The organism is Austwickia chelonae (assembly GCF_003391095.1).
Classification (GTDB): domain Bacteria; phylum Actinomycetota; class Actinomycetes; order Actinomycetales; family Dermatophilaceae; genus Austwickia; species Austwickia chelonae_A.
Map to the genome: position 1 here is coordinate 2,137,309 of NZ_CP031447.1, position 24,873 is coordinate 2,162,181.

Below are 24,873 nucleotides of genomic sequence, written 5' to 3' on the forward strand. Positions count from 1 at the left end.
ATCAGCCCTGGGCGGGCAGGACGGAGCCCTTGTAGGTGTCCTGGATGAAGGTCTTGGTCTTGACGTCGCGCAGCGCTTGGGCGAGCTTGACGACCCGAGGGTCTTTCTCGAGTGCGGCACGGGTGACCAGGATGTTGACGTACGGGTTGTCGGCTGCCTTCTCCAGGACGAGGGCGTCCTTGCCGGGGTTGAGCCCGCCTTCCAGGGCGTAGTTGCCGTTGACCACGGAGAGCGTGATCTTCGGGTCGGACAGCGAGGCGAAGAGCTGGGGGCGGTCGATCTTGGTGAAGGTGATCTGCTTGGGGTTGTCCTTGATGTTCTTCTCGGTGATCTTGGCGAAGTCCAGGCCGGGATCGTTGGCTTTGACGTCCATCGTGAGCAGACCTGCGTCGGCGAGCAGGAAGAGCGCGCGGGCCTGGTTGGTGGGATCGGCCGGGATGGCGATATTCGCCGACTGCGGAACCTCGTCGACCTTGCTGACTTTCTTGCTGTACAGGCCGAGGGGTTCGATGTGCACGGGACCGGCGTTGACCAGGTCGGTCTTGTGCTCGGCATTCCAGTTCTTCAAGTAGGGGGTGTGCTGGAAGAAGTTGATGTCGACGTCGCCGGAGGACACGAGCTGGTTGGGGTCGACCCCGCCGGAGATCTCTCGGATCTGGAGTTTCACGTCGCCGAGCAGTCCGTCCTTCTGGACCTGCTTGAGCAGAGTGCTGTGCGGTTCGGCGTCGGCGATGACGGTCAACGGTTTTCCGGGGTCGGCGGAGCCTCCGTTCTGGAAGGCACCGCAGGCGGACATGCTCAGTGTCGCGAGTGCAGTCAGGGAGATGGCGGCGCGTCGACTCAGCATGGTGTTCCTTCGATTCTTAGGGGTGGCCTGCCAGATTCGTCGGCTGAACCGGCAGATATTTTAGCATTCAATCGAATGAAGTAAAACTTTTGGTTATGGAACACTCGTGGGGTACATGAGGTATTTCCTGATCTTGTCGCCATGAACGGCAGATACGTTGCACCGCAGAAGAGCTCACACTTTCTGCACATAACGCGAGGTCACCGACGTATCATACCGAAGAACAATTCCTGCTACGACACCGATCCGACCTAAACTCCCCCTGTGACCTCCGACTCCGGTGCCACTTCTGCATCCGCCTTCTCGGACGTACTGGATGCCCTGGCCGCCGAGCTCGACCCCCTGTGCGACCAGGTGTGCAGCGACATCTGGAGCGAGCTAGGCACCTATGCTTCAGTCGGACGCGATCCGCTCGACGCCTCCATCCAGCGAGACCTCGAGATCGCCCTGGCCGCCCTCAGAACAGGGCGACCACCAACAGCGGCGACCCTGGCGGGGGCCGCCCAGACCGCAACCGAGCGCTTCCACGCGCATGTACCCGTCGAGGACATCGTCCGCGCCTATCGAATCTGCAATGCCGCAATCCTCGAACGGTTCGTACGGATGTGCACCGACTACGGCGTGCGTCCGGAATGCACCGTCCAGGGAATGCGTGTCCTCTGGGACGTCGGGGATGCCTTCTCCTCCCGCGTCGTCACCACCTATCACGCCCTCAAACTGAATGCAGCGCTCCGTGATTCCCAGCAGCGGGCCAGCGCAGCCCGCTCGCTGCTCGCCGGACGTGCCAGGGCCATCGACATCGCCCACTACTGCCTCGACCCTGATGCCCCCTATGCTGCGGTCCGCGCCTCGGTCACCGCCGGAGCAGATGCCGAACAGCTCCGCCACCGACTCGAGAGCTCAGGCAGCACCCCGCGTTCCCGTGCCTTCGTCGCCATCGACAACGGAATATGCCTCGGCATGGTCGCCCGGACCCCCGACTCGGGCGATATCCCCGTCGGCATCGGCCCTTTCGTCCCCCTGGACGAACTCGGCACCTCCGATGCCGTCGCCGTCGTCGCCCTGAGAGTCGCCCAACAGATCGGACGACGTGGCGTCCAAGGAGTCGCCGAATTGGGCTGGCGCATGGCCGCCAGCGAACACCCCGAGATCACCCAGCTCTACACCGACCGGTATCTGACCCCCGTGCTCGCTCAAGGTGCTTACGGGGAAGAGATGCTGTCCGCCGTCCACGCCCATCTCGCCAACGGACTCAGCATCAGAAATACGGCAGAGGCGCTGCACGTCCACATCAACACTGCCCGGTACCGGATCAACCGTTTCGAGGAATCGACCGGAGCCGACCTCTCCGATCCCCACACCTTGGTGGAGCTCGTCTGGGCCCTGGAACTGCGAGGAACCGCCTCCGCACCGACGATCGATTCTCGCTGATCTCGCGAAAATCCAGCCGCTTTTGTTCGACCGTACAAGTAGGACGACCAGGTGTTGTTGTCATGAACCTGGTCTCACCACCCGCAGAGCCGCACAGTGGGATAGGGGGTCGTCAACGGTCGCATCTGGCGCGCCCGCGCGCAGACCCCCCGCCCGTGACGGGCCGGAGCAGCCCCGTCATCAACGCGAGAGGACCATCGATGAGCATTTACCCCCACTGCCACGACGGACGCCGAGCCATGGTGACCGGCGCCGCATCCGGGATCGGTCGCGCAGCTGCGGTCAGCCTCGCGGCCACCGGAGCCCACGTACTCGCGGTGGACATGAACCAAGAAGGCCTCGACGCCTTGTCCGCCGAAGTGCCCAACATCGAAGGAGTCCGCTGCGACCTGTCGAGCGTCGAGCAGATCCAGCAGCTGCCCACCGACATCGACATCCTGGTCAACAACGCAGGGATCCAGACCGTCAGCCCGATCGAGGAGTTCCCGGTCGAGCGGTTCGAACTCATCATGCGTGTCATGCTGCACGCTCCCTGGTACCTGATCCGGCAGTCCTTGCCGCACATGTACGAGAAGGGCTGGGGTCGGGTCATCAACGTCTCCAGCGCCCACGGCCTGCGCGCGAGCGAGTTCAAGTCCGCCTATGTGACGGCCAAGCACGGCCTCGAAGGACTGTCGAAGGTCGTCGCCCTCGAGGGCGGCCCCCACGGCGTCACCAGCGTGACGATCAACCCGGCCTACGTGCGTACCGCACTGGTCGAGAAGCAGATCGCCGAGCAGGCCAAGGCCCACGGCATGAGCGAGGACGAGGTCGTCGCCAAGATCATGCTCGACCGCGTCCACGTCAAGCGACTGATCGAGCCCGAAGAGGTCGGCGAGCTGGTGGCCTTCCTGACCGGTCCTGCATCGGCGTCCATGTCGGGAACCTCCTACCCGATCGATGGCGCCTGGTCCGCTTACTGATCCGGCGCTCACAGCGATGGACGCAGCGCACGACCCGATCGTGGTCGTCGGTTACGCACGCACCCCTGTGTGTGAATTCGGCGAATCTTTCGCCGATGTGCCGGCCGAAAGCCTGGGCGCGGTCGCCGCAGAGGCAGCACTGGAACGTGCAGGGCTGTCACCGGTCGACGTCGACGAGTGGATCATCGGCACCGTTGGCCCTTCGGCCTCGGGCCGATGCATGTCCCGACTGGTCGCGGTCGAAGCCGGTGGGCTGCCCTCCTCGACCGCCATCGATGTGAGTCGCCAATGCGGGGCTTCCATGCACGCGGTGATGATCGGCGCCCACGAACTCCTGGGCGGCGGCGTCGACGTCGTCGTGACCGGAGGTGTCGAAAATATGACCCGGGAGGCCTTGCACGACGAGGCTTCCCGGGTCAGCCCGTCTCGGAGCGGCCGGCTTTCGCCGGTACTCGACCGGGCCTTCCACACCACCGCCATGGGGCTCTCTGCCGAGCAGATCGCCGAACGTTACCGCCTCTCCCGGCAGGACCAGGACGTCTACGCGGCAGAATCACAACGTCGCGCCCAAGAAGCCTTGGACGACGGCACCGTCGAGAAGGAGATCGTCCCCCTGCTGTTGCCCTTCGAGGGCGAAGGCGAGCTGCTGGTCGACACCGATGAACACCCTCGAGCAGACATCACGGTGGAAAAGCTCTCTGCGCTCGAACCGATCTACGCCACGGATGGCACCGTCACCTCGGGCAACACCTGCGGGGTGAACGACGCCGGTAGCGCGCTGGTCCTGATGAGATCATCTGCTGCACGTCGGCGCAGGCTGCAGCCGCTGGCCGAGCTGATCGACTTCGCACGCGTCTCACAGGATCCGGAACGGATGGCCTGGCTGCCCTCTCCTGCGGTCGACACCGTGCTAGGCCGCAACGGAATCCGCCCCCAGGAACTCGCCTGGGTCGAATTGCACGAGTCGTTCGCAGCATCGGCCCTTGCCACGATCCGAGAGTCTCGACTGGACGATCACACGGTCAACCCACTGGGCGGTGCAATCGCCTGGGGTCATCCGGTAGGCGCTACCGGAGCGATCATCACCGCCCGAACCATCGCCAACCTCGACTCCGGCCAGCTTGGACTAGCCACCATGCCCCTGGATACGGCCACTGGCGTGGCAGGCCTGTGGCGCGGTCTCTGAACAGCCGGAACAAGAACGTGCGGGTGGGGGCGGCTCCCAAGGAGCCGCCCCCACCCGCACGTCCATCTGATCTCTTCCGGTCAGACAGCACGCCCAACCGTCAGCCACGGATCGACGACGTGTTCGACAACCTGCTGCGCCCACGACTCGACATCGTCCAACGCCGAGGAATGTTCACCCACAGGAACAGCCACCGCGCGCGCGAGACAGACGCCATCGAGCACCTCCGCGATCACAGCCGTGGGTGCATCCTCCACGAGCTCGCCCTTCGCCGAAGCAGTGACAAGAAGCTTCCGCGTCGCTTCCAAACTGGCGCCGATGACGGTGCGCCACAGAGAGTCGAACTGTTCAGGGTCGGCCTCGTACTCGACCTGCAAGCGCATCAAGGCCAGGCCGACCGGCGTGAAATACACGGTCATCCGTTGCACGAGATGCGCTGCCACCGCCTCACGGACAGAGCTGGTATCGCGGGGTGTCTCCTCAAATGGTCGGATCTCGCGAAAAGCATCCAGCAGGAGTTGCTCGCGACTCCCCCAACGCAAATAAATAGCTGACTTGCCGACCTTGGCGCGCTGGGCCACCGCGCCGATCGTGAATCCGAACCAGCCCTTACGGCTGAAGATCTCCAGCGCTGTCTCCAAAGCACGGCACTCGACGTCAGGGTCGCGGGGGCGCCCTACTGCCGTCGGATTGTCGCCTTTAGCCACCTTTGTCCCCCGCAGTTCTCATCCGTCTTTTTCGCAAGGCTATCCCCTCGTCCATCACGCCGAAGACATTCCCTTCCGGCGGACGAAGAGTGGCGCCGTTCCGGGTCGGCGCCACTCTTCGTCAACGACTCAGTAGAGCCCCGTGGCGTAGTAGACGCCGATGACGACGAAGACTGCCAGGGTCTTCAACAGGGTCATCGCGAAGATGTCCTTGTAGGAAGACTTGTGGGTCAGCCCGGTCACCATGAGCAGGGTGATGACTGCGCCATTGTGCGGGAGGGTATCCATACCACCGGAGGCCATGGAGGCCACCCGGTGCAGCACCTCCATGGGGATACCCGAGGCATTGGCCCCGCTGATGAACTGCTCCGACATGGCGCCCAGCGCGATGGACATACCGCCTGACGCGCTGCCGGTCACACCGGCCAGCAGGTTGACCGTCACCGCCTCGTTGATGAGCGGGTTCGGAATCACCGCCAGCCCCTTGGCCACCACGGCGAATCCGGGCAAGGAGGCGATCACGCCACCGAAGCCGTACTCGGACGCGGTGTTCAACGAGGCCAGCAGCGCACCGGCCACCGCTTCCTTGGATCCTGCGGTGAAATGCTCCTTGACCGGCTTCCACGCGAAGATCAGCACACACAGGATGCCGGCGATGAGCGCACCTTCGACCGCCCAGATACCGAGGTTGTCCTTGGTCACAACGATGACCTCGTGCGGCTTACCGACCACGGTGCCGGCGATGACCGTCTTCTCGCCCAGGATCCCGGGAAGGACCCGGGTGAACACTGCGTTGAGAACACCCACGAGGACCAGCGGAAGCAAGGCCAGCAACGGGTGCGGCATCTTCTCGCCCTCGACGTAGACCGTCGGCTCGTTGGTGTGCCCTTCGCCGTAGCCTTCACCCTTGGCCGCCGCAACGCGGCGACGCCACTCCAGGTAGGCCAGACCTGTCGTCAGGACGAAGATCGCACCGATGATGCCGAGGATCGGCGCAGCGTAGGCGGTGGTCTTGAAGAAAGTCGTCGGGATGATGTTCTGAATCTGCGGGGTTCCCGGCAGAGCGTCCATGGTGAAGGTGAATGCGCCCAAGGCGATCGTGGCCGGGATCAGCCTCTTGGGGATATCCGCCTGGCGGAACATCTCGGCCGCGAACGGATAGACCGCGAACACGACGACGAACAACGAGACACCGCCGTAGGTCAGCAAGGAGCAGACCAGAACGATGGCGAGCATGGCGCGCTTGGCGCCGACGAACCCGATCACGGTCTTCACGATCGATCGGGCGAAGCCCGACATCTCGATCACTTTGCCGAACAATGCGCCCAGCAGGAAGACCATGAAGTAGTTCTTGATGAAACCGACGGCCTTGTCCATGAAGAGCCCGGTGAAAGCCGGGGCTACATCAAGCGGGTTGGTCAGGAGGACCGCACCCATGGCGGCGATCGGTGCGAACAGGATGACGCTGTGGCCTTTGTAGGCCATATACATGAGGAAGGCCAAGGCGGCGAGTACCACCGCGAGGGCGTAGAAGTCCACTGAAGCTCTCTTCTGTTTCGGGGCAACAGATCAGCTGCCTGAGCTATAGAGGTGAGATGGCGAGGCTCAGGCTGTGCAGCGACGCAGGAGGATGGCCACGGCCTGACCGCCACCGATGCACATGGACGCCACGCCCAAGTTCAGTTCGTGACGCAGCAGGTTGTTCGCCACACGCGCAGTGATGATCGCGCCGGTGGCACCGATGGGGTGTCCCCACGCGATGGCCCCGCCGAGCGGGTTCACCTTGGCCAGGTCGAGCCCGAGATCGCGGGAGCAGGCGACCGCCTGGGCCGCGAAGGCTTCGTTGAGCTCGTACCAGTCGACGTCGTCCGCTTCGAGGGAGTTGCGCTCCAGGATCTTCTGTACCGCCGGGACCGGGCCGTATCCCATGATGTCGGGGTCGACGCCGACCTTCGTGAAGTCCACGATCTCGGCCAGCGGCGTCAATCCGCGCTCCTCGGCGACCGAACGCCGGGTGAGGACCAAGGCAGCTCCGGCGTCGTTGATCCCGGAGGCGTTGCCTGCAGTCACGGTGCCGTCCTTGGCGAAGACCGTCCGCATACCGGCGAGCTTCTCCAGGGTGAGCCCGGCCCGCGGGTGCTCGTCGGTGTCGACGACGACCTCGCCCTTGCGGGTCGCGACGGTGACCGGGGTGATCTCGCCAGCCATGGCGTCAGCAGCCAGAGCCTCCTGCGCGCGCCGCTGCGACTCGAGAGCGAAGACGTCCTGCTGCTCACGCGTCACGTCGAAACGGGCCGCGACATTCTCGGCAGTGACCCCCATCGGCACCTGCGAGAAGGGGTCGGTCACGAGGATGCTCGTGCCATCGACGAGGGTCCGCGCCCCGAGGCTGTAACCGTCCTTGGCCTGGAAGTCGAGGTAGGGCTGAGCGGACATGTTCTCGCAACCTGCTGCCACGACGATGTCGGCTTCCCCGACCATCAGTTCGTAGGCCGCCGACCCGACCGCCTGCATCGAGGAACCGCACAACCGGTTGATCGTCAGCGCTGTCGACTCGTGGCTGGCTCCGGCTTCGATGGCCACCCGGCGGGAGACGTAGGCGTCGCTACCGACGGTGCCGACGCAGCCGACGATCCACTCGTCGACATCGGTGGCTGCCACACCGGCCCGCTCGAGAGCCGCCTTCGCTGCGGTCGCGCCCAGCACGTGTGCGGGCACCTTCGCCAGGGACTTTCCGAAACCGCCCACGGGGGTACGGGCGTAGCCCACTACCACGATCGGGTCGTCGGTCTTCTTCATGATTACTCCTTTGTAAATGCAGGACGGACCCGACGCCGACCCGGCGGGGTCGGTGGCAGGGCACAGTAGGGGGGAGCCGAGGCCTCGTTCAGGCGATCGGCAGCAGGTCGGGGCTGATGATCAGTTCGGCCTCAGTGGCCGCCTGGATCTGCTCGACCGTGAACTCGGGGTTGTACTCGGTGAGCACCAGGCCTTCGTCGGTCACCTTGATCACCGCCATCTCGGTGATGATCAGATCGACGCAGCGGGCCGCTGTCAGTGGAAGAGAGCAGCGCGTCTTGATCTTCGGCGCGCCCTTCTGGGTGTGTTCCATGGCCACGATCACGCGCTTGGCTCCGACGACGAGGTCCATGGCACCGCCCATACCGGGGACCATCTTCCCGGGGATGATCCAGTTGGCCAGGTTTCCTTCGGCGTCGACCTCGAGGGCACCCAGCACGGTCGCATCCATATGACCACCGCGGATCAGTGCGAAGGACATGACCGAGGAGATGAAGGATCCGCCAGGAACGCATGTCGCCGGGCTGCCGCCAGCGTCCACCAGGTAACGCGGGTCCTCTTCACCGGCCGGCGGGCGGGGTCCTGCCCCGACGATGCCGTCCTCGGCCTCGATGGTGACGTGGACATCCGATGACAGGTAGGCCGGGATCAGCGTGGGGACGCCGATGCCCAGGTTGACGAAGTCACCGTCCGAGAACTCACGGGCCGCCCGGCGTGCGATGTAGTGCTTGATCTCGTTGCGGTCCATGCTCAGTTCCTGCCTTCCACCACGTAGTCCACGAGAACGTTGGGAGTCACGACGCTCTCGGGCTCGATCGCGCCGACCTCGACCACGTGGTCCGCTTCCACGATCACGGTGGTGGCGGCGAGGGCCATCACGTCGTTGAAGTTGCGGGCCGTGCCCTTGTACCAGACGTTCCCGGAACGGTCGACGGTGTGTCCGCAGATCAGCGCAAGGTCAGCTTTCAACGGCGTCTCGAGGAGATATTCCACCCCGTCCACCGTGACGGTCTGCTTGCCGTCGGCGACGAGGGTTCCCAGCCCTGTCCTGGTGAGGACGCCGCCCAGGCCTGCACCACCGGATCGGATGCGCTCCGCCAATGTGCCCTGAGGAACGAGTTCGACCTCGAGAGTGCCCTCGTTCATCTGGGCAGCGACCTCGGGGTTCATCCCGATGTGGCTGGCCACGACCTTGCGAACCTGCCGCTTGGCGACCAGCTGGCCCAGGCCCGCGGTGGGGCGGGCCATGTCGTTAGCGATCAGGGTGAGGTCTTTCGTGCCCTTGGCCACCAAAGCGTCCATGAGCATGTTGGGTCCGCCGCACGCGAGGAACCCACCCACCATGACGGTCATCCCGTCCTCGACGAGCTCGACGAATCTGTCGAGCCCGATCACCTTGTCCATCTCAACTGCCTCCTTGCAGATGTGTCCCAAGCGTCCCTAGCGGTTCTCCGAGGAGCACACCGCACCAAAATCGGACTTGATCGGTCCGATTCTGACATGCCAGGCCAGGAAGGTGAGCATCGGCGGTAGATAAATCGGACCAAGTAGGTCTGAATTTTGAAGAAGCCCTCCTGAGAGCACCTCTCCAGGAGCAGATTTCAGGCTCTCCGAGAAAACAACCTCTCGAAAGAACTCGCCTCCCCGACGAAGAACCACCCCACACCCACAGCGAAGGGCCCCGACCGGTGACCGGATCGGGGCCCTCAGCAGCAGGACTACACGTCAGTTGTCCCGCCGTGCCTCACTCCGCGCCCGAGCCGCCGTACGGGCCCGCTCGGTGGAGTCCAGAACCACCTTGCGGATCCGCACCGCCTCCGGGGTCACTTCAACGCACTCGTCCTCACGGCAGAACTCCAGGCACTGCTCCAAGGAGAGCCTCTTCGGCGGGATCAGGCGCTCCAGGACATCAGCGGTCGAGCTGCGCACGTTGGTGAGCTTCTTCTCCTTGGTGATGTTGACATCCATGTCGTCGGCGCGGGAGTTCTCCCCGACGATCATGCCCTCGTACACCTCGGTGGTCGGCTCGACGAACATCGTGCCGCGCTCCTGAAGGTTGAACATGGCGTAGGTCGTCGCTGCGCCGGACCGGTCCGCCACCAAAGAACCGGTCATCCGGGTGACGATCGGACCGTGCCACGGCTCGTAGCCCTCGAAGACGTGATGGGCGATACCGGTGCCACGCGTCTCGGTGAGGAATTCGGTGCGGAAACCGATCATGCCGCGCGAGGGCACCAAGAATTCCATCCGCACCCAGCCGGTGCCGTGGTTGACCATCTGCTCCATCCGGCCCTTGCGCGCCGCCATCAACTGGGTCACCGAACCCAGGAATTCCTCCGGGGTGTCAATGGTCAGGCGTTCCACCGGCTCGTGGACCTTGCCGTTGACCTCACGCGTGACGACCTGCGGCTTACCGACGGTCAGTTCGTAGCCCTCGCGCCGCATCTGCTCGACCAGGATCGCCAGCGCCAACTCGCCACGCCCCTGGACCTCCCAGGCATCGGGACGTTCCGTCGGAAGGATGTTGAGCGAGACATTGCCGATCAGCTCACGGTCGAGCCGGTCCTTCACCAGGCGTGCGGTAACCTTCGCTCCACGCACCCGGCCGGCCAGCGGTGAGGTGTTGGTACCGATCGTCATCGAGATGGCCGGTTCGTCGACCTTGATCAGAGGCAGCTGGCGGGGGTCGTCGACATCGGCGATGGTGTCGCCGATCATGATCTCCGGGATACCGGCGATGGCGATGATGTCTCCGGGGCGGGCCGACCCGCTCTCGAGAGGCTTACGTTCCAGGCCTTCGGTGATCAGCAGCTCGCTGATCTTCACCCGCTCGACACTGCGGTCGTGCTTCATCCAGGCCACCTGCTGGCCCTTGCGGATCTCCCCGTTGAAGACACGCAGCAGGGCGAGCCGGCCGAGGAAGTTCGAGGAGTCCAGGTTGGTGACATGCGCCTGGAGCGGAGCCTCGTCGTCGTAGGTCGGCGCCGGGATCGTCTCCATGATCGTCTTGAACAACGGCTCGAGGTCGGGGCTCTCCGGCAGACCGCCGTCCGCAGGACGCTCGGTGGAGGCCTTGCCGGCCTTCGCCGAGGCATAGACGATCGGGAACTCGAGTTGATCCGCGTGGTGATCGGCGTCCTCGATCAGGTCCATGAAGAGTTCGTAGACCTCGTCCTCGACCTCCTCGATACGGCTGTCGGGCCGGTCGACCTTGTTGATGCACAGCACGACCGGCATTTTCGCCGCAAGCGCCTTGCGCAGCACGAAACGTGTCTGGGGAAGCGGGCCCTCAGAGGCGTCGACGAGCAGGACGACGCCGTCGACCATCGACAGACCACGTTCGACTTCGCCACCGAAGTCGGCGTGCCCGGGGGTGTCGATGATGTTGATCGTCACGCCGTCGGTGCAGCCTGCAGCGCGAGCGGAAGGTCCGTTGTAGTGGATCGCGGTGTTCTTCGCGAGGATCGTGATGCCCTTCTCACGTTCCAGGTCGCCGGAGTCCATCGCGCGTTCCTGGACATGGTCGTGTTCGCCGAAGGCACCCCCTTGCCAGAGCATCTTGTCCACCAGGGTGGTTTTTCCGTGGTCGACGTGGGCGACGATCGCGACATTCCTGATGTCGGTGCGGGTCTGAAGGGCCATATGGCCTATTGTCTCAGGTCGCCGGGGGTGCCTGCGACGTCTCGGTCCCGAAGGCCGCTGCACCGTCTGTTCCGGAGGGGTGTCCGGGTGCGTGCCAGCGTCGGTCCCGGCCTTGCTGAGGGGTGTCGAGTCTCGGATGGGGCGGGCTGGTTCTCCCCTGTCATCGGGCCGTTCCCTCGGCTTCGGACACCGCCGATCCTGGCAGCACCTTTCCGTCAACCGTACGACGGTTCACCCCCGGAGCCGATCCTTCAGCGTGCCGACGACCGGCAGGTCCCCTTCCAGCCAATCGATGTCATGAAGGCACGCTCGGTCGAGCCAGCGGATCTCGTCGTGGTCCTGGCGTGCGCATGGGGTGCCACAGGTCGTCTCGGCGAGCCATACCCCCATGACATGCCGGGGGCCGAGCCGCCAGAGGTGTCCGAGGCCCGGTCCGGGCAGGAAGTCACCGAGCCGGATGTCCACACCGAGTTCTTCGCGGATCTCCCGTTGAGCGGCTTCGGTCCAGCTTTCGCCGGCTTCGACCTTGCCGCCGGGCAGCTCCCAACGTCCGGCGAGCGCAGGTGGCCCGTTCCGCCTGGCTGCGAGGAGCTGTGTGGGCCGGGCGAGGGAGTCGACGAGCGCGACGCCGACCACTCCGATGTGTTGATCATCACCGTGGGGGCGGTATCCAGGGACCGTGGGTCCGGTGGCGAGTGCGTGGTGGTCCTGGTCCCGAGTCATCGGGTCAGTCTGCCAGGAGGGTGATGGCTGTCTGCCGAGCGAACGGACGGCGGGGACTTTGGTCCTTTACCGGGATCCCCGGGCAGGTCTGGAATAAGGGTTGTACCGCGAAATACACGGCACTTTCCTTTGTACGCAGGAAAATTCGCGAGGACGGACTGTCATGTCTCTTCTATCGCTGCTCCCGTCGCCTGCCGTCGAGGCCCTGCCTGCCAGCAGCGAGGCGGACTTGCGGCTTCCTGATCTGAGCTCAGCCGATTTCCTGTCGGGTGCAGTGGGTGGACGCACCCTGCTTGCTCTCGGATTGGTCGTCTGCCTGTTCGGCCTCGTCTTCGGAGTCGCGGCCTACCGTCAGCTGAGACAGATGCCGGTACACCCCTCGATGCAGGAGATCTCCGAGCTGATCTACGAGACCTGCAAGGCGTATCTGGTGCAGCAGGGCAAGTTCCTGATGATCTTGTGGGCCTTCATCGCCGTGGTCATCGGGGTCTACTTCGGGGTGCTGATGCACTTCTCCCCCGAGCGGGTCGCGATCGTCCTGTTGTTCAGCCTCATCGGTATGGCCGGTTCGTACGCGGTGGCCTGGTTCGGCATCCGGGTGAACACCTTCGCCAACAGCAGGACGGCCTTCGCCGCACTACCGGGGAAACCCTTCCCCGTGTATGCGATCCCGATGAAGTCGGGGATGAGCATCGGCATGGTCCTGATCAGCGTCGAACTGCTGATGATGTTGGTGATCATGCTCTTTCTGCCCGGGGAGATCGCCGGTTCGTGTTTCATCGGGTTCGCGATCGGCGAGTCCTTGGGAGCCTCCGCTCTACGGATCGCCGGAGGCATCTTCACCAAGATCGCCGACATCGGCTCGGACCTGATGAAGATCGTCTTCAAGATCAAGGAGGACGATGCCCGGAACCCCGGAGTCATCGCGGACTGCACCGGGGACAACGCCGGAGACTCGGTCGGCCCGTCCGCCGACGGATTCGAAACCTACGGAGTGACCGGTGTCGCCCTGATCACCTTCATCCTGTTGGCCGTTCCCGATCCGAAGGTCCAGGTGCAGCTGTTGGTGTGGATCTTCGTGATCCGCGCGGTCATGGTCATCGCTTCCGGATTGTCCTACTTGGGCCACGAGATCATGGCCCATCGCAGGTACGGCAACTGCGAGACGATGGATTTCGAGAGGCCCTTGTCCGCTCTGGTCTGGTTGACCAGCGTCGTCTGTATCGCGATGACCTTCGCGACCTCGGCCCTGTTGATCGGGCCGCTGGGTGATGGCACGTTGTGGTGGAAACTGTCGATCATCATCAGTTGCGGCACTCTCGCCGGGGCTTTGATCCCCGAGCTGGTGAAGGTCTTCACCTCCACCCATTCACGACATGTGCGTGAGGTCGTGATCTCGTCCCGCCAGGGTGGGGCTTCCTTGGACATCCTGTCCGGCCTGGTCGCCGGGAATTTCTCCGGCTACTGGCTGGGGATGGCGATCATCGCCTTGATGGGCACCGCTTACGGCATCAGCGGCCTGGGACTGGACGCTCTGATGATCGCGCCGGCGGTCTTCGCCTTCGGGCTGGTGGCTTTCGGTTTCCTCGGCATGGGCCCGGTCACCATCGCGGTCGATTCCTACGGTCCGGTGACCGACAATGCCCAGTCGGTCTTCGAGTTGTCGGTGATCGAGGAGATCCCGGAGATCGACCGGCAGATCGAACAGCAGTACGGTTTCACCCCGCGATGGGACCGGGCGAAGACCCTTCTGGAGGACAACGACGGCGCGGGAAACACCTTCAAGGCGACGGCGAAACCCGTGCTGATCGGCACAGCGGTCGTGGGTGCGACGACGATGATCTTCTCGATCATCATGGCGTTGACCGGGGGCATGAAGCACGATGTCGACAAGTTGTCGCTTCTGCATCCACCGTTCCTGCTCGGCTTGGTCACCGGCGGCGCCATCATCTACTGGTTCACCGGGGCTTCCATCCAAGCGGTCACCACCGGCGCCTATCGAGCAGTGGAGTTCATCAAGGGGAACATCCGGCTCGACGGGGTCACCAAGGCCAGTGTCGAGGATTCCAAGAAAGTCGTGGAGATCTGTACCCAGTACGCGCAGAAGGGCATGTTGAACATGTTCCTGGGGGTGTTCTTCTCCACATTGGCCTTCGCTTTCGTCGAGCCCTTCTTCTTCATCGGGTACCTGATCTCGATCGCCCTGTTCGGGCTCTACCAGGCGATCTTCATGGCGAATGCCGGTGGTGCCTGGGACAATGCGAAGAAGATCGTCGAGGTGGACCTGCATGCCAAGGGCACGGCGCTGCACGATGCCACGATCGTGGGGGACACCGTCGGCGACCCCTACAAGGACACCAGTTCGGTGGCCTTGAACCCGGTGATCAAGTTCACGACCCTGTTCGGCCTACTGGCCGTGGAACTCGCCGTACAGATGAGTGAACAAGCCGGTTCGACCCTGTTGACCAGGTTGTTGTCCGTCGACTTCTTCCTCGTCTCGGCCTACTTCGTCTACCGATCCTTCTACGGGATGCGTATCGGTGCCGATGACGATTCAGCCATGCTCGCCGAGGCCCGACCTGCGCAGACAGTGCCTACTCCCTGAGCGCAGGCCGGGGCCGGGTCTGTCAGCGGCGTGGGTATCGCTGACCGACCCGGCCCCGAAGGTCCGCTTCGTGCTGACGACAGCAGACGAAGGCTAGGCCGGCATCGGCATGGTCATGTCGGCAGGAGGAGCGGTGATCGAGACCGGCTCGTTCCATTTGCTGTAAGTCATCGACATTTTCGTGGCGCCGCTACCGGTGTCGATCTTCAGCAGTCGCCCCTTCTCGTCGAACCACTGGTCGCCTTCGATGCTCTGTGGGGTCGACCCGGGAGTGCTCTTCGCCGAGCTGCTCGAGGAGCCACCCGGGTTGAGCAGCGCGGCGCTCTTCTCGGCATCGATGGTCACTCGGACATGGACGGCCTTGTTCCCGGAGACGTCCTCACGTCCGACGCAGGACACCTTGGTGATGGCGTCCCTGCTCTTCTCCAACTGTGCCGCCGGGTTCGTCATCGCTTGCATGTCGAAGCCGCCCTTGCTCGCCATCTCCTCCACCGAGGCCTTCATGTACTTGCCATTGGTCAACGAACCCATCTTCATGTAGACGAGCTTGTCGAGGAGAATCACGTCGATGTCATTGCCTTGAACAGAAACCTTCATGGAGGTCTTCGGGTTGCTCGCGTCGGTGACATCGACATCACCGGTGAAGCTTCCGCTCTGGGCTGCTCCCGCGGAGCCGGCCGAGACCTGCGCCGTTGCCTCCATCTTTCCTTCGAGGTGAGCAGTCTTCGCCATGTCGCTCGACTTCTTGAACGCGTCGAAATAAGCGGCCTTGTCGAGGTCACCGGCTTTGGCGCAGACCTCGTAGATGTTTCCAACAGCCTGGGCCGAGCTTGTTCCCGCTGCCTTTTCACCACCCCCCATGCAACCGGTCAAGCCGAGTGGAAGCAGAACGACGAACAGAGCAATACCGCGGCGACATGCCATCTCAAAAATCCTTCCATAGGCGTGTGTCCCGGAGGTTTCACCTCAGGACCGGACACCACATGCCCGTGGTCGCGCGATCCGTGATGTCGTGCTGTGGCGCCATTACCCCGCCATTCTGCTCTCACTGGACATTTCCGTCACTCCACGGGGGCACTTATCGCCAATAACCTTGGGATACATATCATTTGTCCACTCCGTGGAATGACCCTTCCACAGCGAGGAATCGCCCCACTAGCGTCTATCCATGCTGATATCAGACGTCCTCAAAGCGAAAGAACACCCGTTCGTGACGACCATCCGGGAGGATGCCAGCGTCACCGCACTCATCGCCCTGCTGGCCGAGCATCGCATCGGCGCCGTGGTCGTCAGCAATGACGGCACCACCATCGCCGGCATCGTCAGCGAACGGGATATCGTCCGGCGGCTCGCCACCAACCCCGAGATCCTCGGTGCAGCAGTGCGCGACATCATGACCGCCGAGGTCCACACCTGTCCACCGCAGACCCCGGTCGCCGAGCTCTCCCGCGAGATGACCGAACGACGGATCCGACACGTCCCGGTCGTCCGCAACAACCAGATGATCGGACTGGTCAGCATCGGCGACGTGGTGAAACAGCGCATCGGGCAGCTCCAGGACGAAGCCGATCACCTGGCCGAGTACATCCAGCAGTGAGCGCCCGGGTGGAGAACAGCGCCCGTCATTCCTCAGAATCAGGAAACCTGTTGGTGCGCAGCATTCTACGATCGGGGTGTCCTGTCCCCGATGCCATGCCCAGGAGCACAGGTGACCGTGTCCGAACTCACCGACCGGGCCCTGGCCGCCTCACTGCGTGAACTTCTCCTGACCCACCGTCTGCCGAAGATCACCGTCCGGATGATCACCGAGCACTGCGGCGTCTCCCGGCACACCTTCTACAACCACTTCTGCGATATCCACGACCTGCTCGTCTACCTCTTCAGGACCGAGATCGGACACGAGCTGTCCCGGCACAGCCACGAGAACACCTGGCCCATCGGCGTGGGACGACTCCTCGACTACACCGTCTCGAACCGAGAACTCTGCCTGGGCATCCACCAATCCGTGGCCCGGATACGCCTGGAAAGAATGCTGTTGGACATCTTCAGCATCCTCCTGGAAAGGGTGATCGACGAGTTACCCACCAGCGTCCACGAACACGTCACTGCCGAAATCCGCGGCCGAACTGCACGCTTCTTCGGGCATGCGCTCCTGGGTGTCTACCTCGACTGGCTCGACGACGATCTCGTCGAACCCGCCGCCGAGATCCACCGCCGGGTCTGCGTCATGTTGACCGGGACAGTGCGCCACGTCCTGAGCAACCAGCGAGCCGAGGACGCGGCCTGACCACAGGCCCTCGACACCGTCTTCCCCGAGCTGTCCGATGACACAACTGCGCCGAGCTGTGCAGATCTGACACAACCACCGCGAGTTGTCCATTGCCCCCGCCCCACAGGTCACGAAAAGTGAAGGCCTACGAGACAGAACGGCTGTCTCCTCCGCTACGGAAGGCCGATACCCCATGGGCAACTACGACCTGATATCTCCTCGCCCGCCGCACGATGTCCACCAGCGTCGCGCCTACCTGGTCGGAGGCGGCATCGCCGGCCTGTCCGCCGCCACCTTCCTGATCCGCGACGCCAAGATGCCCGGCGAGAACATCCTCGTCCTCGAATCCCTGGAACGTCCCGGAGGATCGCTCGACGGAGCAGGCAGCCCACAACAGGGTTACGTCGTCCGAGGCGGCCGAGAAATCGAAGCCCATTTCGAATGCTTCATGGACCTCTTCCGCTCCATCCCGTCCTTGGCCGACCCCGACCGCTCCGTCCTGGACGATTTCCACGAGCTGAACCTGGCCGAGCCCATCGAATCGCACTGCCGACTCACCGAAAACCAAGGACAGGTCGCTGATTTCTCCGAACTCGGGTTGTCCTCCGCCCAGGCGATGACCCTGGCACGACTCCACTTGACCACCGAGGAAGCACTCGGCGCGACGACCACCGAAGAATTCTTCCCCGCAGACTTCTTCGAGACGAACTTCTGGTACTTCTGGGCCTCGATGTTCGCCTTCCAGCCCTGGCACTCAGTGGTCGAATTCAAGCGGTACATGGAACGATTCATGCACCTCATCAGCGGCATGAACCAACTCAAAGGCATCCTGCACACCGAATACAACCAGTACGACTCCCTGGTACTCCCCCTGGTGCGCTGGCTTCAGGCCAAAGGCGTGCAGATCCAGCTCGGAACCACCGTCACCGACATCGAGGTCGACACCGGTGACGACCAGATCACTGCGACCGCAGTGCATTACCGAGCCGACGGCGAAGAACACACCATCACCCCCGCCCCCACGGACCTGGTCCTCTTCACCAATGGCTCCATGACACAGAACAGCACCTACGGCGACCTCGATCACCCAGCCGTGATCGACCGCAGCGACGACAAGGGCTGCTTCAGCGTGTGGCAGAAGATGGCTCCACGATCCCCACACTTCGGACGGCCCGATGTCTTCTGCGAAGACATCGACCACACCAAATGGTTGTCCTTCACCGTCACCCTCGCCGACGACGACCTGCTCTTCCCCTACCTCGAGAAGATGACCGACAACCCCTCCGGCATGGGCGGGGTCACCGCCGTCAAAGATTCCTCCTGGCTGCTGAACTGGGGACTGCCCAAGAACCCGCACTTCGCCGACCAACCGGACCATGTGAAAGTGCTGTGGGCCTACGCCCTCAACATGGACACCCCTGGCGACTACGTCCAGAAGAGCATCTCCGAATGCACCGGGCGGGAGATGTTCAGCGAGCTGCTCTACCACGTGGGCATGAAGGACCGGATCGAAGAGGTCCTGGCGCACACCGTCAATGTGATACCGGCGATGATGCCCTACATCACCTCGCAATTCATGCCCCGCATCCTCGGTGACCGCCCCCAGGTGATCCCGCAGGGAAGCCGCAACCTTGCTTTCCTTGGGCAGTTCGCCGAGGTCCCGGACGACTGTGTCTTCACCGTCGAGTACTCGATCCGCACCGCGATGACAGCGGTCTACGGCCTGCTGGGCCTCACCCGACCGGTGATCCCCGTCCACCCGAGCCGCTACGACATCCGAGTACTGACCGAGGCCGCTCAAGTACTGCTCGGGCTGGACAAGATCCCGATGAAAGACCTGCCGTTGAGTGCTCTACTCGCCCGGACCGAGCTGGCTCGCCTGCTGGGCTGAGAACTCCGGGGCCGAGGAACGGTCCGTGGCGGGCGGCGGCCCCTCCTCCGCCGCCCGCCACGTTCCGCAGTCCTTATCGACGCTTCACGCAATTTCACGAGTCTTTTGCCATCGAACAGTGCTGCCCGCTGACCCGATCGACCTGCGACGAAGCTCCACACGTTCTCACGCCGACCACGCCCGGCTCATCGCACCGACGTGCTGATTTTCACTTTTCGTTGCCTCAAGGCTGTGAACTGCATGGATGCGCCTCCTGTGGACACACCTCCTTAACAGTATGGCCGTAAGTGAACGTCGAGTCGATCCCAGGTCCACCGTCACCGACCACAGATTCCCTAAGGTGCTCCTATGCAGTCACTCCCCGTCCTCGTCATCGAGCACGAGGAGGAATGTCCTCCTGGACGACTCGTCACCTGGGCAGGACAGGCGCACACCGACCTCGACATCCGACGCTGCCACGCCGGCGATCAAGTGCCTACGCACCTGAGCGAACACAGCGGATACATCGTCCTCGGCGGAGCCATGAGTGCGCATGACGACCTTCACTACCCATGGCTGAAGGACACCAAACATCTCATCGTGCAAGCCGTCGCCCACGCGATTCCCTTCCTCGGCATCTGCTTGGGCCACCAACTGGCAGCACTTGCCCTGGGCGGCCAGGTCTCCGCCCACCCGCAAGGGCCACGGCGCGGCATCCACCCGATAGCACTCACCCCAGCCGCAGCCGACGACCCCCTGTCCCAGACGCTCCATCAAGGCACGCAGCTTCTGCACTGGAACAAGGACACCGTCACCGACGCCCCCGAGCACACCGTCGTCCTCGCCATCGATGACACCGGACAGATCCAGATCGCTCGTTATCGCGATACCGCCTGGGGCGTCCAAGGACACCCCGAAGCTGATGGCTCCGTCGTCGAACGGTGGGGCCGCGACGAAGAACAACCACCAGTCGAGGGGCTACCCACTCCCGAAGAGGTCACCCGGGCGGCCCAACACCACGACCACGAGCTCGCTGCCGACTGGGCCCCCTTCGCTGCCCGATTCTTCGCCCTCACCCAGGACGAACACCGTCCGCAACGTGTGGTCTTCCCCCGCACCCCATCGACTCCTCGACGAAGCCCCGCCGGTATCTCCCGCATCGCCCGACACTGAGCCCTGCCGCCCAGCACGCTCCCGGCCACGACAAATACCGGTGTCACCCCCGAGGGCACCGGAGCAGGTAACGGTCCCAGTCGATCAGATGCCCGTCCATCTCCAGGCCATCGATGCAAGCCCGACGCCAGGCCGGTTGCCCTTCCTGCGACAGCGGCACCAAGCAGGCACCACAAGAACCAGTCGCATCCACCACGGTCGAGTTCACCACCACCGAGCACGCCACCCCCCGAGATCGACACTGTTCAGCCACCGAGCGCAAGAAGAACGACGGCCCAGCGACCACCACCGCGGCCACCGGCTCGTCACCACACAGCAAAGAATCCACCGTCGCCCGCCGCGAGGCTCCCGCCACCCCGCCACACGGCCATGCACACAGCAGTTCCGGGAACTCCTGACGCAACAGGTCGAACGGCCCGCCCGGATCCGTCCACGCAGTCTCCCCCTCCTCCGAGGACACCACCAGATGCGCCCGCCGCCCCGCCCGCAGACAGGCCCGCACCAACGCATGTACCCGAGGGGCCCCGCCACCGGCCACCACGAAGAGCACCCCACCGACGCCCGCCCGGGAGACGAACCTGCTGACCTTGCCCAACGGGCCGGCCACACCCGCCAGCACATCCCCCACCCGCAGCTCGGCAAGCTCCCCCTCGCCGTCCGCCCCCCGGTGAACGACCACGGTGATCGTGCCCCGCCGCACCCCCCAGTCCGCCAAACACAAGGGGATGAACTGTCCCTCCGCCACCTGAACCCGGACGAACTGTCCCGGACCGGCAGCCTCGGCCACCAACGGAGCCGTCAACTCCATCTCGACGAAACCACCGGCCAGCGCACGCCGGCCGACCACCCGGTGAGGACTGCGCGCCACATCGGTGAACGCACCGGCCCGGGCCACCCGGTCAGCGATGTCATCGACCAGGTCAGCGGCCACACCCGTGAGATCTCCCACCGTGGCAAGGGCCGCCCCGACAGCCGCCGCAGCGTCCGGAATCGTGTCATCCCGCGACGCCACGACGACCAGATCAGTCGGAATCACCTGTTCCTCCGTCTCAGACCCGCTCGCCACGACCTCGACACCGACCACCGAGCCGTCCGTTCCCTGGACGAACCCGGTCACCCTGGCCTCTGTGCGCAGCCCGACCCCTTCCTCCTGGGCGTACCTCAGCTCGGTGTCCCAGGCCTGGGGCACACGGTGCAGCTCCTCACGAACCACCGTCGCCTCACCGCCGAGGCGACGAACCGTCCGAGCGACGTCCCACATGGTGCCCCCGTCCCCGACCACCACCACTTTCTTTCCCGACAGGTCGCTTCCTTCCCAGGACCCCGGCCCGCCTCGCCCCACCAGATTCGTCCGCAGCAGGAATTCGTCGGCACCCAGCACACCGGGAAGCCGATCCCCGGACAGCTCCGGCAGTTCCGGGCGCACCGAGGGGTGGCTCAGGAAGACCTTCCAGAAACCGGCCTCCTGCAAATCCTGCACGGAAGCAGAGCCGCCCACCACGAAGTCCGGGACGAAGCGGACCCCCCAGCCGGTGATCCGCCCGACGACGTCGTCGATCAGACGCCGGGGCAGCCTGAACTCCGGGACCCGGTACCGGAGGGAGCCCCCGAAATCCGGCAAAGCTTCGAAGATCGCGACCGGATATCCCTGTGTCGCGAGCAGATAGGCCATGACCAATCCGGACGGACCCGACCCGACCACCGCGATCGGCGGGCGGCGGGCCTCCACCCACGGATCAGCGGGGGGCCGCTCACGCCCGGATGCTCCCTGAGACTCGCGCAGACGCGCCCGAGCGGGGAGGAAGGCCTCCACCTGACCGATCGGGATCGGCGCACCGTAGATACAAGCCCCGCGGCAGTACTCGTCCTGCGGGCAGGCCAGCCCCGTGAGATCCGGTAGCGGATGGCAGGACTCGACCAGTTCGAAGGCCTCCTGGAAGCAGCCCCGACCGACGAGTGCCAAGACCTCGGGGATGTGCACCTGCAAGGGGCAGCCTCCGCTGTCCGACTCACCACCCCTGCCGTACCCGAGGCCGGCGGCCCGTCGACCCACCTGGCACGGCCGATCACTGCACTGCCGATCGCGTAGAGCTTCCAACCACACCAGCAGTTCGACCTCACGCTCGGTGTATCCCGCCTTCAAATACCCCAAGTACCCCTGATCGACCAACCCGAAGTCGCCGACCCGTTCAGCGGCATCGCGCACATAAGGGGGGATGGAGTTCCCGCCCGGCCATTTCCGTGAAAGACCGGCGAACATGGGGTACGGATCGGACAGATACCGTTCCAGACCTTTGACGAACCGTTTCTTGCACGGCAAAGTAGCCACCCACAAGAAGTGCATGAGCGCACGACTGTTCGCGTCGTCGGCCAACAGGACGTCCCACAACCGGCAGGTCAGCTCCTGCCCGATGTCGTCCTGCTGCAGGGCCTCGACCAGGGACTCACAGCCAGGGATCGCTGCCACCTGGGTGAACAGGTCGGGTTCGAGACGCAGACGGCGACGGAGCAACTCGTACTCGGTGACGAACGGATCGACCGATCCGCCGCCCTCCGCCGAGGCTCCCGGATCTTCAGGATCGGTCATGCCCTATCCAGGGGCTGGGCCGTCGCGGTTCAAGGCCGACGGCAGGGGGATACGAACCCGGTCAGACTATGCCGCCCGTCTCCCCCGACGGCATGACCAAGGTCCTCCCTCCGGCTGGAAGACGTCTCCGGTCAGGAGGACCAGGAGGTCAGCCCGGGCCGGTCGTACTGCCCCTCGGGCCAGACCGCACGGACGATCCCGGCCGCAGCAAGCGCTTTACGGCAGCCTGGACAGGGAGGGTCGGTGATGTACGCGGTGGCCCCCTTGGTATCCCGGGTCGCGAAGAGCAAAGCGTTGACCTCGGCGTGGATGGCGATGCAGAAACCCGGGGTGCCCGGGCGGTCGTAATCGCCCAGCCCGGGCACCTCGTCGTATCCCAGTTGCCCTCTGGGACAGGCGCCGTCGAGGCAGTCGTCCTCACCAGGTGCGGCCCCGTTGTAGCCGGTGGCGATGATGCGGCGATCGATCACCAGCACCGCGCCGACCTTGCGCCGACGGCATTTGGCCCGCGCGGAGACGGCGTCGGCGATACCGAGGAAGTAGTCGTCCCAGTCGGGGACCAGCGAATGCGGTGCCATGACGGGTCACCCTACTTCGCGTCGGTGCCAAGCCGGTGACCGCTGGAGATCAGCCGATCAGTTTGGCCCCGTTCCAGATCTTCTCGGGGATCTTCCGGATCGGTTTCCACAGTCCGTCACCCTGGGTCGGGTAGACGTAGGCGGTACCGTCGTCAGCAACGGCGAGGACGTCATCGAGGCCGTCACCGTCGAAGTCGCCCATGCTGGTGATGGCGCGGAAGCCCCATCCATTGCCGACACGTTTACCCCAGCCGGTCATCGCGCCTGAGGCGGACACGGTGTAGGACTTCAGGTCTCCGTTGGCAGCCACGGCGTACAGCCTGGTGGGAACCCCGGGCGTGGTGGAGGTGCGGATGCCGATGACGTCTTTGAAACTGTTCCATCCGGAGCCGACGACCTTGCCGCCCTCGAGTCCGCCATCGGCACGGAAGGAGTAGAGTCGCATCGTTCCGGCCTGGTCACGGGCGATGAGGTCTTGGCGTCCGTCGCCGTTGACGTCACCGACCGGGATGATGGAGGTCATCGATTGCCATCCGTTGCCGACTTTGCGTGATCCGGTGAAGCTACGGACACCGTCGCCGTAGTAGACGAGCAGGTCACCTGCTGCGGTACGGGCCAACAGGTCGGTGAAGCGGTCTCCATTGGTGTCGCCGACCGATCCGATCCAGGTCATCGTGTTCCAACCGACTCCGCCGAGCCACAACGAGTTCGGGGTGGACGGCGTCCCTGCACCCAGGATCAGTTCGCCGCCGTGCATGGCGAAGACCGCATCGGCGAAGCCGTCACCGTTGAAATCGCCCGGCTCGCCGACCGGCGCCGGTGTGCACTGGTAGATCTCGACGTTATCGATGTCGACCGAGGTCGAGGTCTGCTTCTTACGGAGCCATTCGATCTTCAGGTCGTTCTTCCAGGCACCCTCGTTGGCCCCGTCGGTGAGGTCCATCCGGACGGTACGCCAGGTGTCGGGAGTGACCGGAGGGTTGGCCGAATCTGAGGGCGCGGTGAACCATCCGCCGGACGCATTGTTCGGGGCCACGGCGATCTCCCGGGGGCCGAAGTCTCCGCGGACGTCGAATTTCACGTAGATCCGGTTGTGGCCGGTGGTCAGGACCCGGGTGCGCAGCAGCGTGGCGTCGGCGGCCCCGGCCTGTCCGATGTGGCGTTGGTGATGTCCGCCGGTAGCTCCCGTGGTGGTGGTCATCCCGGTGACCTCGAACAGGCTGGAGGTGGGGTTCTCGAAGTTCTCCGCCCCGATCAGCGTCGGCAGCTTGGCGGAATTGGCCGGGCAGTCCTTTCCTGGTGCCGGGGTCACACCCCAGCGGGGGTGGAGTCCGCCGTCCTCCTTCCCGCCGGCCTGGTCCTGAAGGATCCGTGGCCTGTCCTGTGGAGGTCCGGGTTCGGCCTGTGCAGCGGGGGCTGGCAGTCCTGCGATGAGAAGTGCGAAGGCGCCGAAGGGGACGGCTGCTCTGCGGCTGCGTCTGTTCACGGGTTTCT

The 24,873-nt window shown here is 64.3% G+C and carries 20 protein-coding genes; 8 read left to right on the forward strand and 12 right to left on the reverse strand.

Annotated elements, in window-relative coordinates; translation table 11 throughout:
• Position 1: 1 nt before the first annotated feature.
• On the reverse strand, positions 2–847 hold the full coding sequence (locus tag DX923_RS09355; protein WP_116114362.1) for a MetQ/NlpA family ABC transporter substrate-binding protein: 846 nt from the start codon (positions 845–847) through the stop codon (positions 2–4).
• A gap of 264 nt (positions 848–1,111) precedes the next feature.
• Between DX923_RS09355 and DX923_RS09360 the strand changes: the two genes are divergently transcribed.
• From DX923_RS09360 to DX923_RS09370, 3 genes are all read left to right on the forward strand, one after another.
• Positions 1,112–2,278, forward strand: a complete 1,167-nt coding sequence (locus DX923_RS09360; RefSeq protein WP_116114364.1) for a PucR family transcriptional regulator — start codon at positions 1,112–1,114, stop codon at positions 2,276–2,278.
• 200 nt (positions 2,279–2,478) lie between these two features.
• The gene (locus DX923_RS09365; RefSeq protein ID WP_116114366.1) at positions 2,479–3,240 is read left to right on the forward strand and encodes a 3-hydroxybutyrate dehydrogenase; all 762 of its coding nucleotides are present in this window, start codon (positions 2,479–2,481) and stop codon (positions 3,238–3,240) included.
• 16 nt (positions 3,241–3,256) lie between these two features.
• Entirely contained in the window at positions 3,257–4,426 is a 1,170-nt protein-coding gene (locus tag DX923_RS09370) for a thiolase family protein (RefSeq protein WP_116114368.1), read from the forward strand.
• Positions 4,427–4,506: 80 nt separating this feature from the next.
• On the opposite strand, the gene DX923_RS09375 is transcribed toward DX923_RS09370, so the two are convergent.
• The 7 genes from DX923_RS09375 to DX923_RS09405 all read right to left on the reverse strand — a co-directional run bounded on the left by DX923_RS09375 (position 4,507) and on the right by DX923_RS09405 (position 12,297).
• Complete coding sequence (locus tag DX923_RS09375) at positions 4,507–5,133, reverse strand: TetR/AcrR family transcriptional regulator (protein ID WP_116114370.1); 627 nt, start codon at positions 5,131–5,133, stop codon at positions 4,507–4,509.
• Positions 5,134–5,262: 129 nt separating this feature from the next.
• The gene (locus DX923_RS09380; protein ID WP_205413016.1) at positions 5,263–6,672 is read right to left on the reverse strand and encodes a GntP family permease; all 1,410 of its coding nucleotides are present in this window, start codon (positions 6,670–6,672) and stop codon (positions 5,263–5,265) included.
• A 66-nt stretch (positions 6,673–6,738) separates the two neighbouring features.
• The gene (locus tag DX923_RS09385) at positions 6,739–7,932 is read right to left on the reverse strand and encodes a thiolase family protein (protein ID WP_116114372.1); all 1,194 of its coding nucleotides are present in this window, start codon (positions 7,930–7,932) and stop codon (positions 6,739–6,741) included.
• 88 nt (positions 7,933–8,020) lie between these two features.
• The gene (locus tag DX923_RS09390; RefSeq protein ID WP_116114374.1) at positions 8,021–8,680 is read right to left on the reverse strand and encodes a 3-oxoacid CoA-transferase subunit B; all 660 of its coding nucleotides are present in this window, start codon (positions 8,678–8,680) and stop codon (positions 8,021–8,023) included.
• A 2-nt stretch (positions 8,681–8,682) separates the two neighbouring features.
• Positions 8,683–9,336 (reverse strand): CoA transferase subunit A, encoded by a 654-nt coding sequence (locus DX923_RS09395; protein ID WP_116114376.1) that lies wholly within the window; start codon positions 9,334–9,336, stop codon positions 8,683–8,685.
• A gap of 321 nt (positions 9,337–9,657) precedes the next feature.
• Positions 9,658–11,574: a translational GTPase TypA gene (gene typA, locus DX923_RS09400; protein WP_116114378.1), complete on the reverse strand. Its 1,917-nt coding sequence runs from the start codon at positions 11,572–11,574 to the stop codon at positions 9,658–9,660.
• Between the two features lie 231 nt (positions 11,575–11,805).
• Positions 11,806–12,297, reverse strand: a complete 492-nt coding sequence (locus tag DX923_RS09405; RefSeq protein ID WP_116114380.1) for a (deoxy)nucleoside triphosphate pyrophosphohydrolase — start codon at positions 12,295–12,297, stop codon at positions 11,806–11,808.
• 163 nt (positions 12,298–12,460) lie between these two features.
• Here DX923_RS09405 and DX923_RS09410 point away from each other — a divergent pair, with 163 nt between their 5' ends.
• On the forward strand, positions 12,461–14,902 hold the full coding sequence (locus tag DX923_RS09410) for a sodium-translocating pyrophosphatase (RefSeq protein ID WP_116114382.1): 2,442 nt from the start codon (positions 12,461–12,463) through the stop codon (positions 14,900–14,902).
• 93 nt (positions 14,903–14,995) lie between these two features.
• Here the strand turns inward: DX923_RS09410 and DX923_RS09415 are convergent, their stop codons facing one another.
• A complete protein-coding gene (locus DX923_RS09415; protein ID WP_116114384.1) occupies positions 14,996–15,826 on the reverse strand; it encodes an LppX_LprAFG lipoprotein in 831 nt (276 codons plus the stop codon).
• Positions 15,827–16,070: 244 nt separating this feature from the next.
• Here DX923_RS09415 and DX923_RS09420 point away from each other — a divergent pair, with 244 nt between their 5' ends.
• The 4 genes from DX923_RS09420 (at position 16,071) to DX923_RS09435 (ending at position 20,214) form a co-directional block, all read left to right on the forward strand.
• Positions 16,071–16,499 (forward strand): CBS domain-containing protein, encoded by a 429-nt coding sequence (locus DX923_RS09420; RefSeq protein ID WP_116114386.1) that lies wholly within the window; start codon positions 16,071–16,073, stop codon positions 16,497–16,499.
• A gap of 111 nt (positions 16,500–16,610) precedes the next feature.
• Complete coding sequence (locus tag DX923_RS09425; protein WP_162872889.1) at positions 16,611–17,189, forward strand: TetR/AcrR family transcriptional regulator; 579 nt, start codon at positions 16,611–16,613, stop codon at positions 17,187–17,189.
• Positions 17,190–17,364: 175 nt separating this feature from the next.
• Positions 17,365–19,062 carry an oleate hydratase gene (locus DX923_RS09430; RefSeq protein WP_116114390.1) on the forward strand — a complete coding sequence of 566 codons (1,698 nt, stop codon included), beginning with the start codon at positions 17,365–17,367 and terminating at the stop codon, positions 19,060–19,062.
• Positions 19,063–19,410: 348 nt separating this feature from the next.
• A complete protein-coding gene (locus tag DX923_RS09435; RefSeq protein WP_116114392.1) occupies positions 19,411–20,214 on the forward strand; it encodes a type 1 glutamine amidotransferase in 804 nt (267 codons plus the stop codon).
• A gap of 43 nt (positions 20,215–20,257) precedes the next feature.
• On the opposite strand, the gene DX923_RS09440 is transcribed toward DX923_RS09435, so the two are convergent.
• The 3 genes from DX923_RS09440 to DX923_RS09450 all read right to left on the reverse strand — a co-directional run bounded on the left by DX923_RS09440 (position 20,258) and on the right by DX923_RS09450 (position 24,865).
• Complete coding sequence (locus DX923_RS09440) at positions 20,258–22,801, reverse strand: NAD(P)-binding protein (protein ID WP_116114394.1); 2,544 nt, start codon at positions 22,799–22,801, stop codon at positions 20,258–20,260.
• Between the two features lie 131 nt (positions 22,802–22,932).
• Positions 22,933–23,379, reverse strand: a complete 447-nt coding sequence (locus DX923_RS09445) for a deoxycytidylate deaminase (RefSeq protein WP_116114396.1) — start codon at positions 23,377–23,379, stop codon at positions 22,933–22,935.
• Between the two features lie 49 nt (positions 23,380–23,428).
• Complete coding sequence (locus tag DX923_RS09450) at positions 23,429–24,865, reverse strand: FG-GAP repeat domain-containing protein (protein ID WP_116114398.1); 1,437 nt, start codon at positions 24,863–24,865, stop codon at positions 23,429–23,431.
• Between the last annotated feature and the right edge of the window lie 8 nt (positions 24,866–24,873).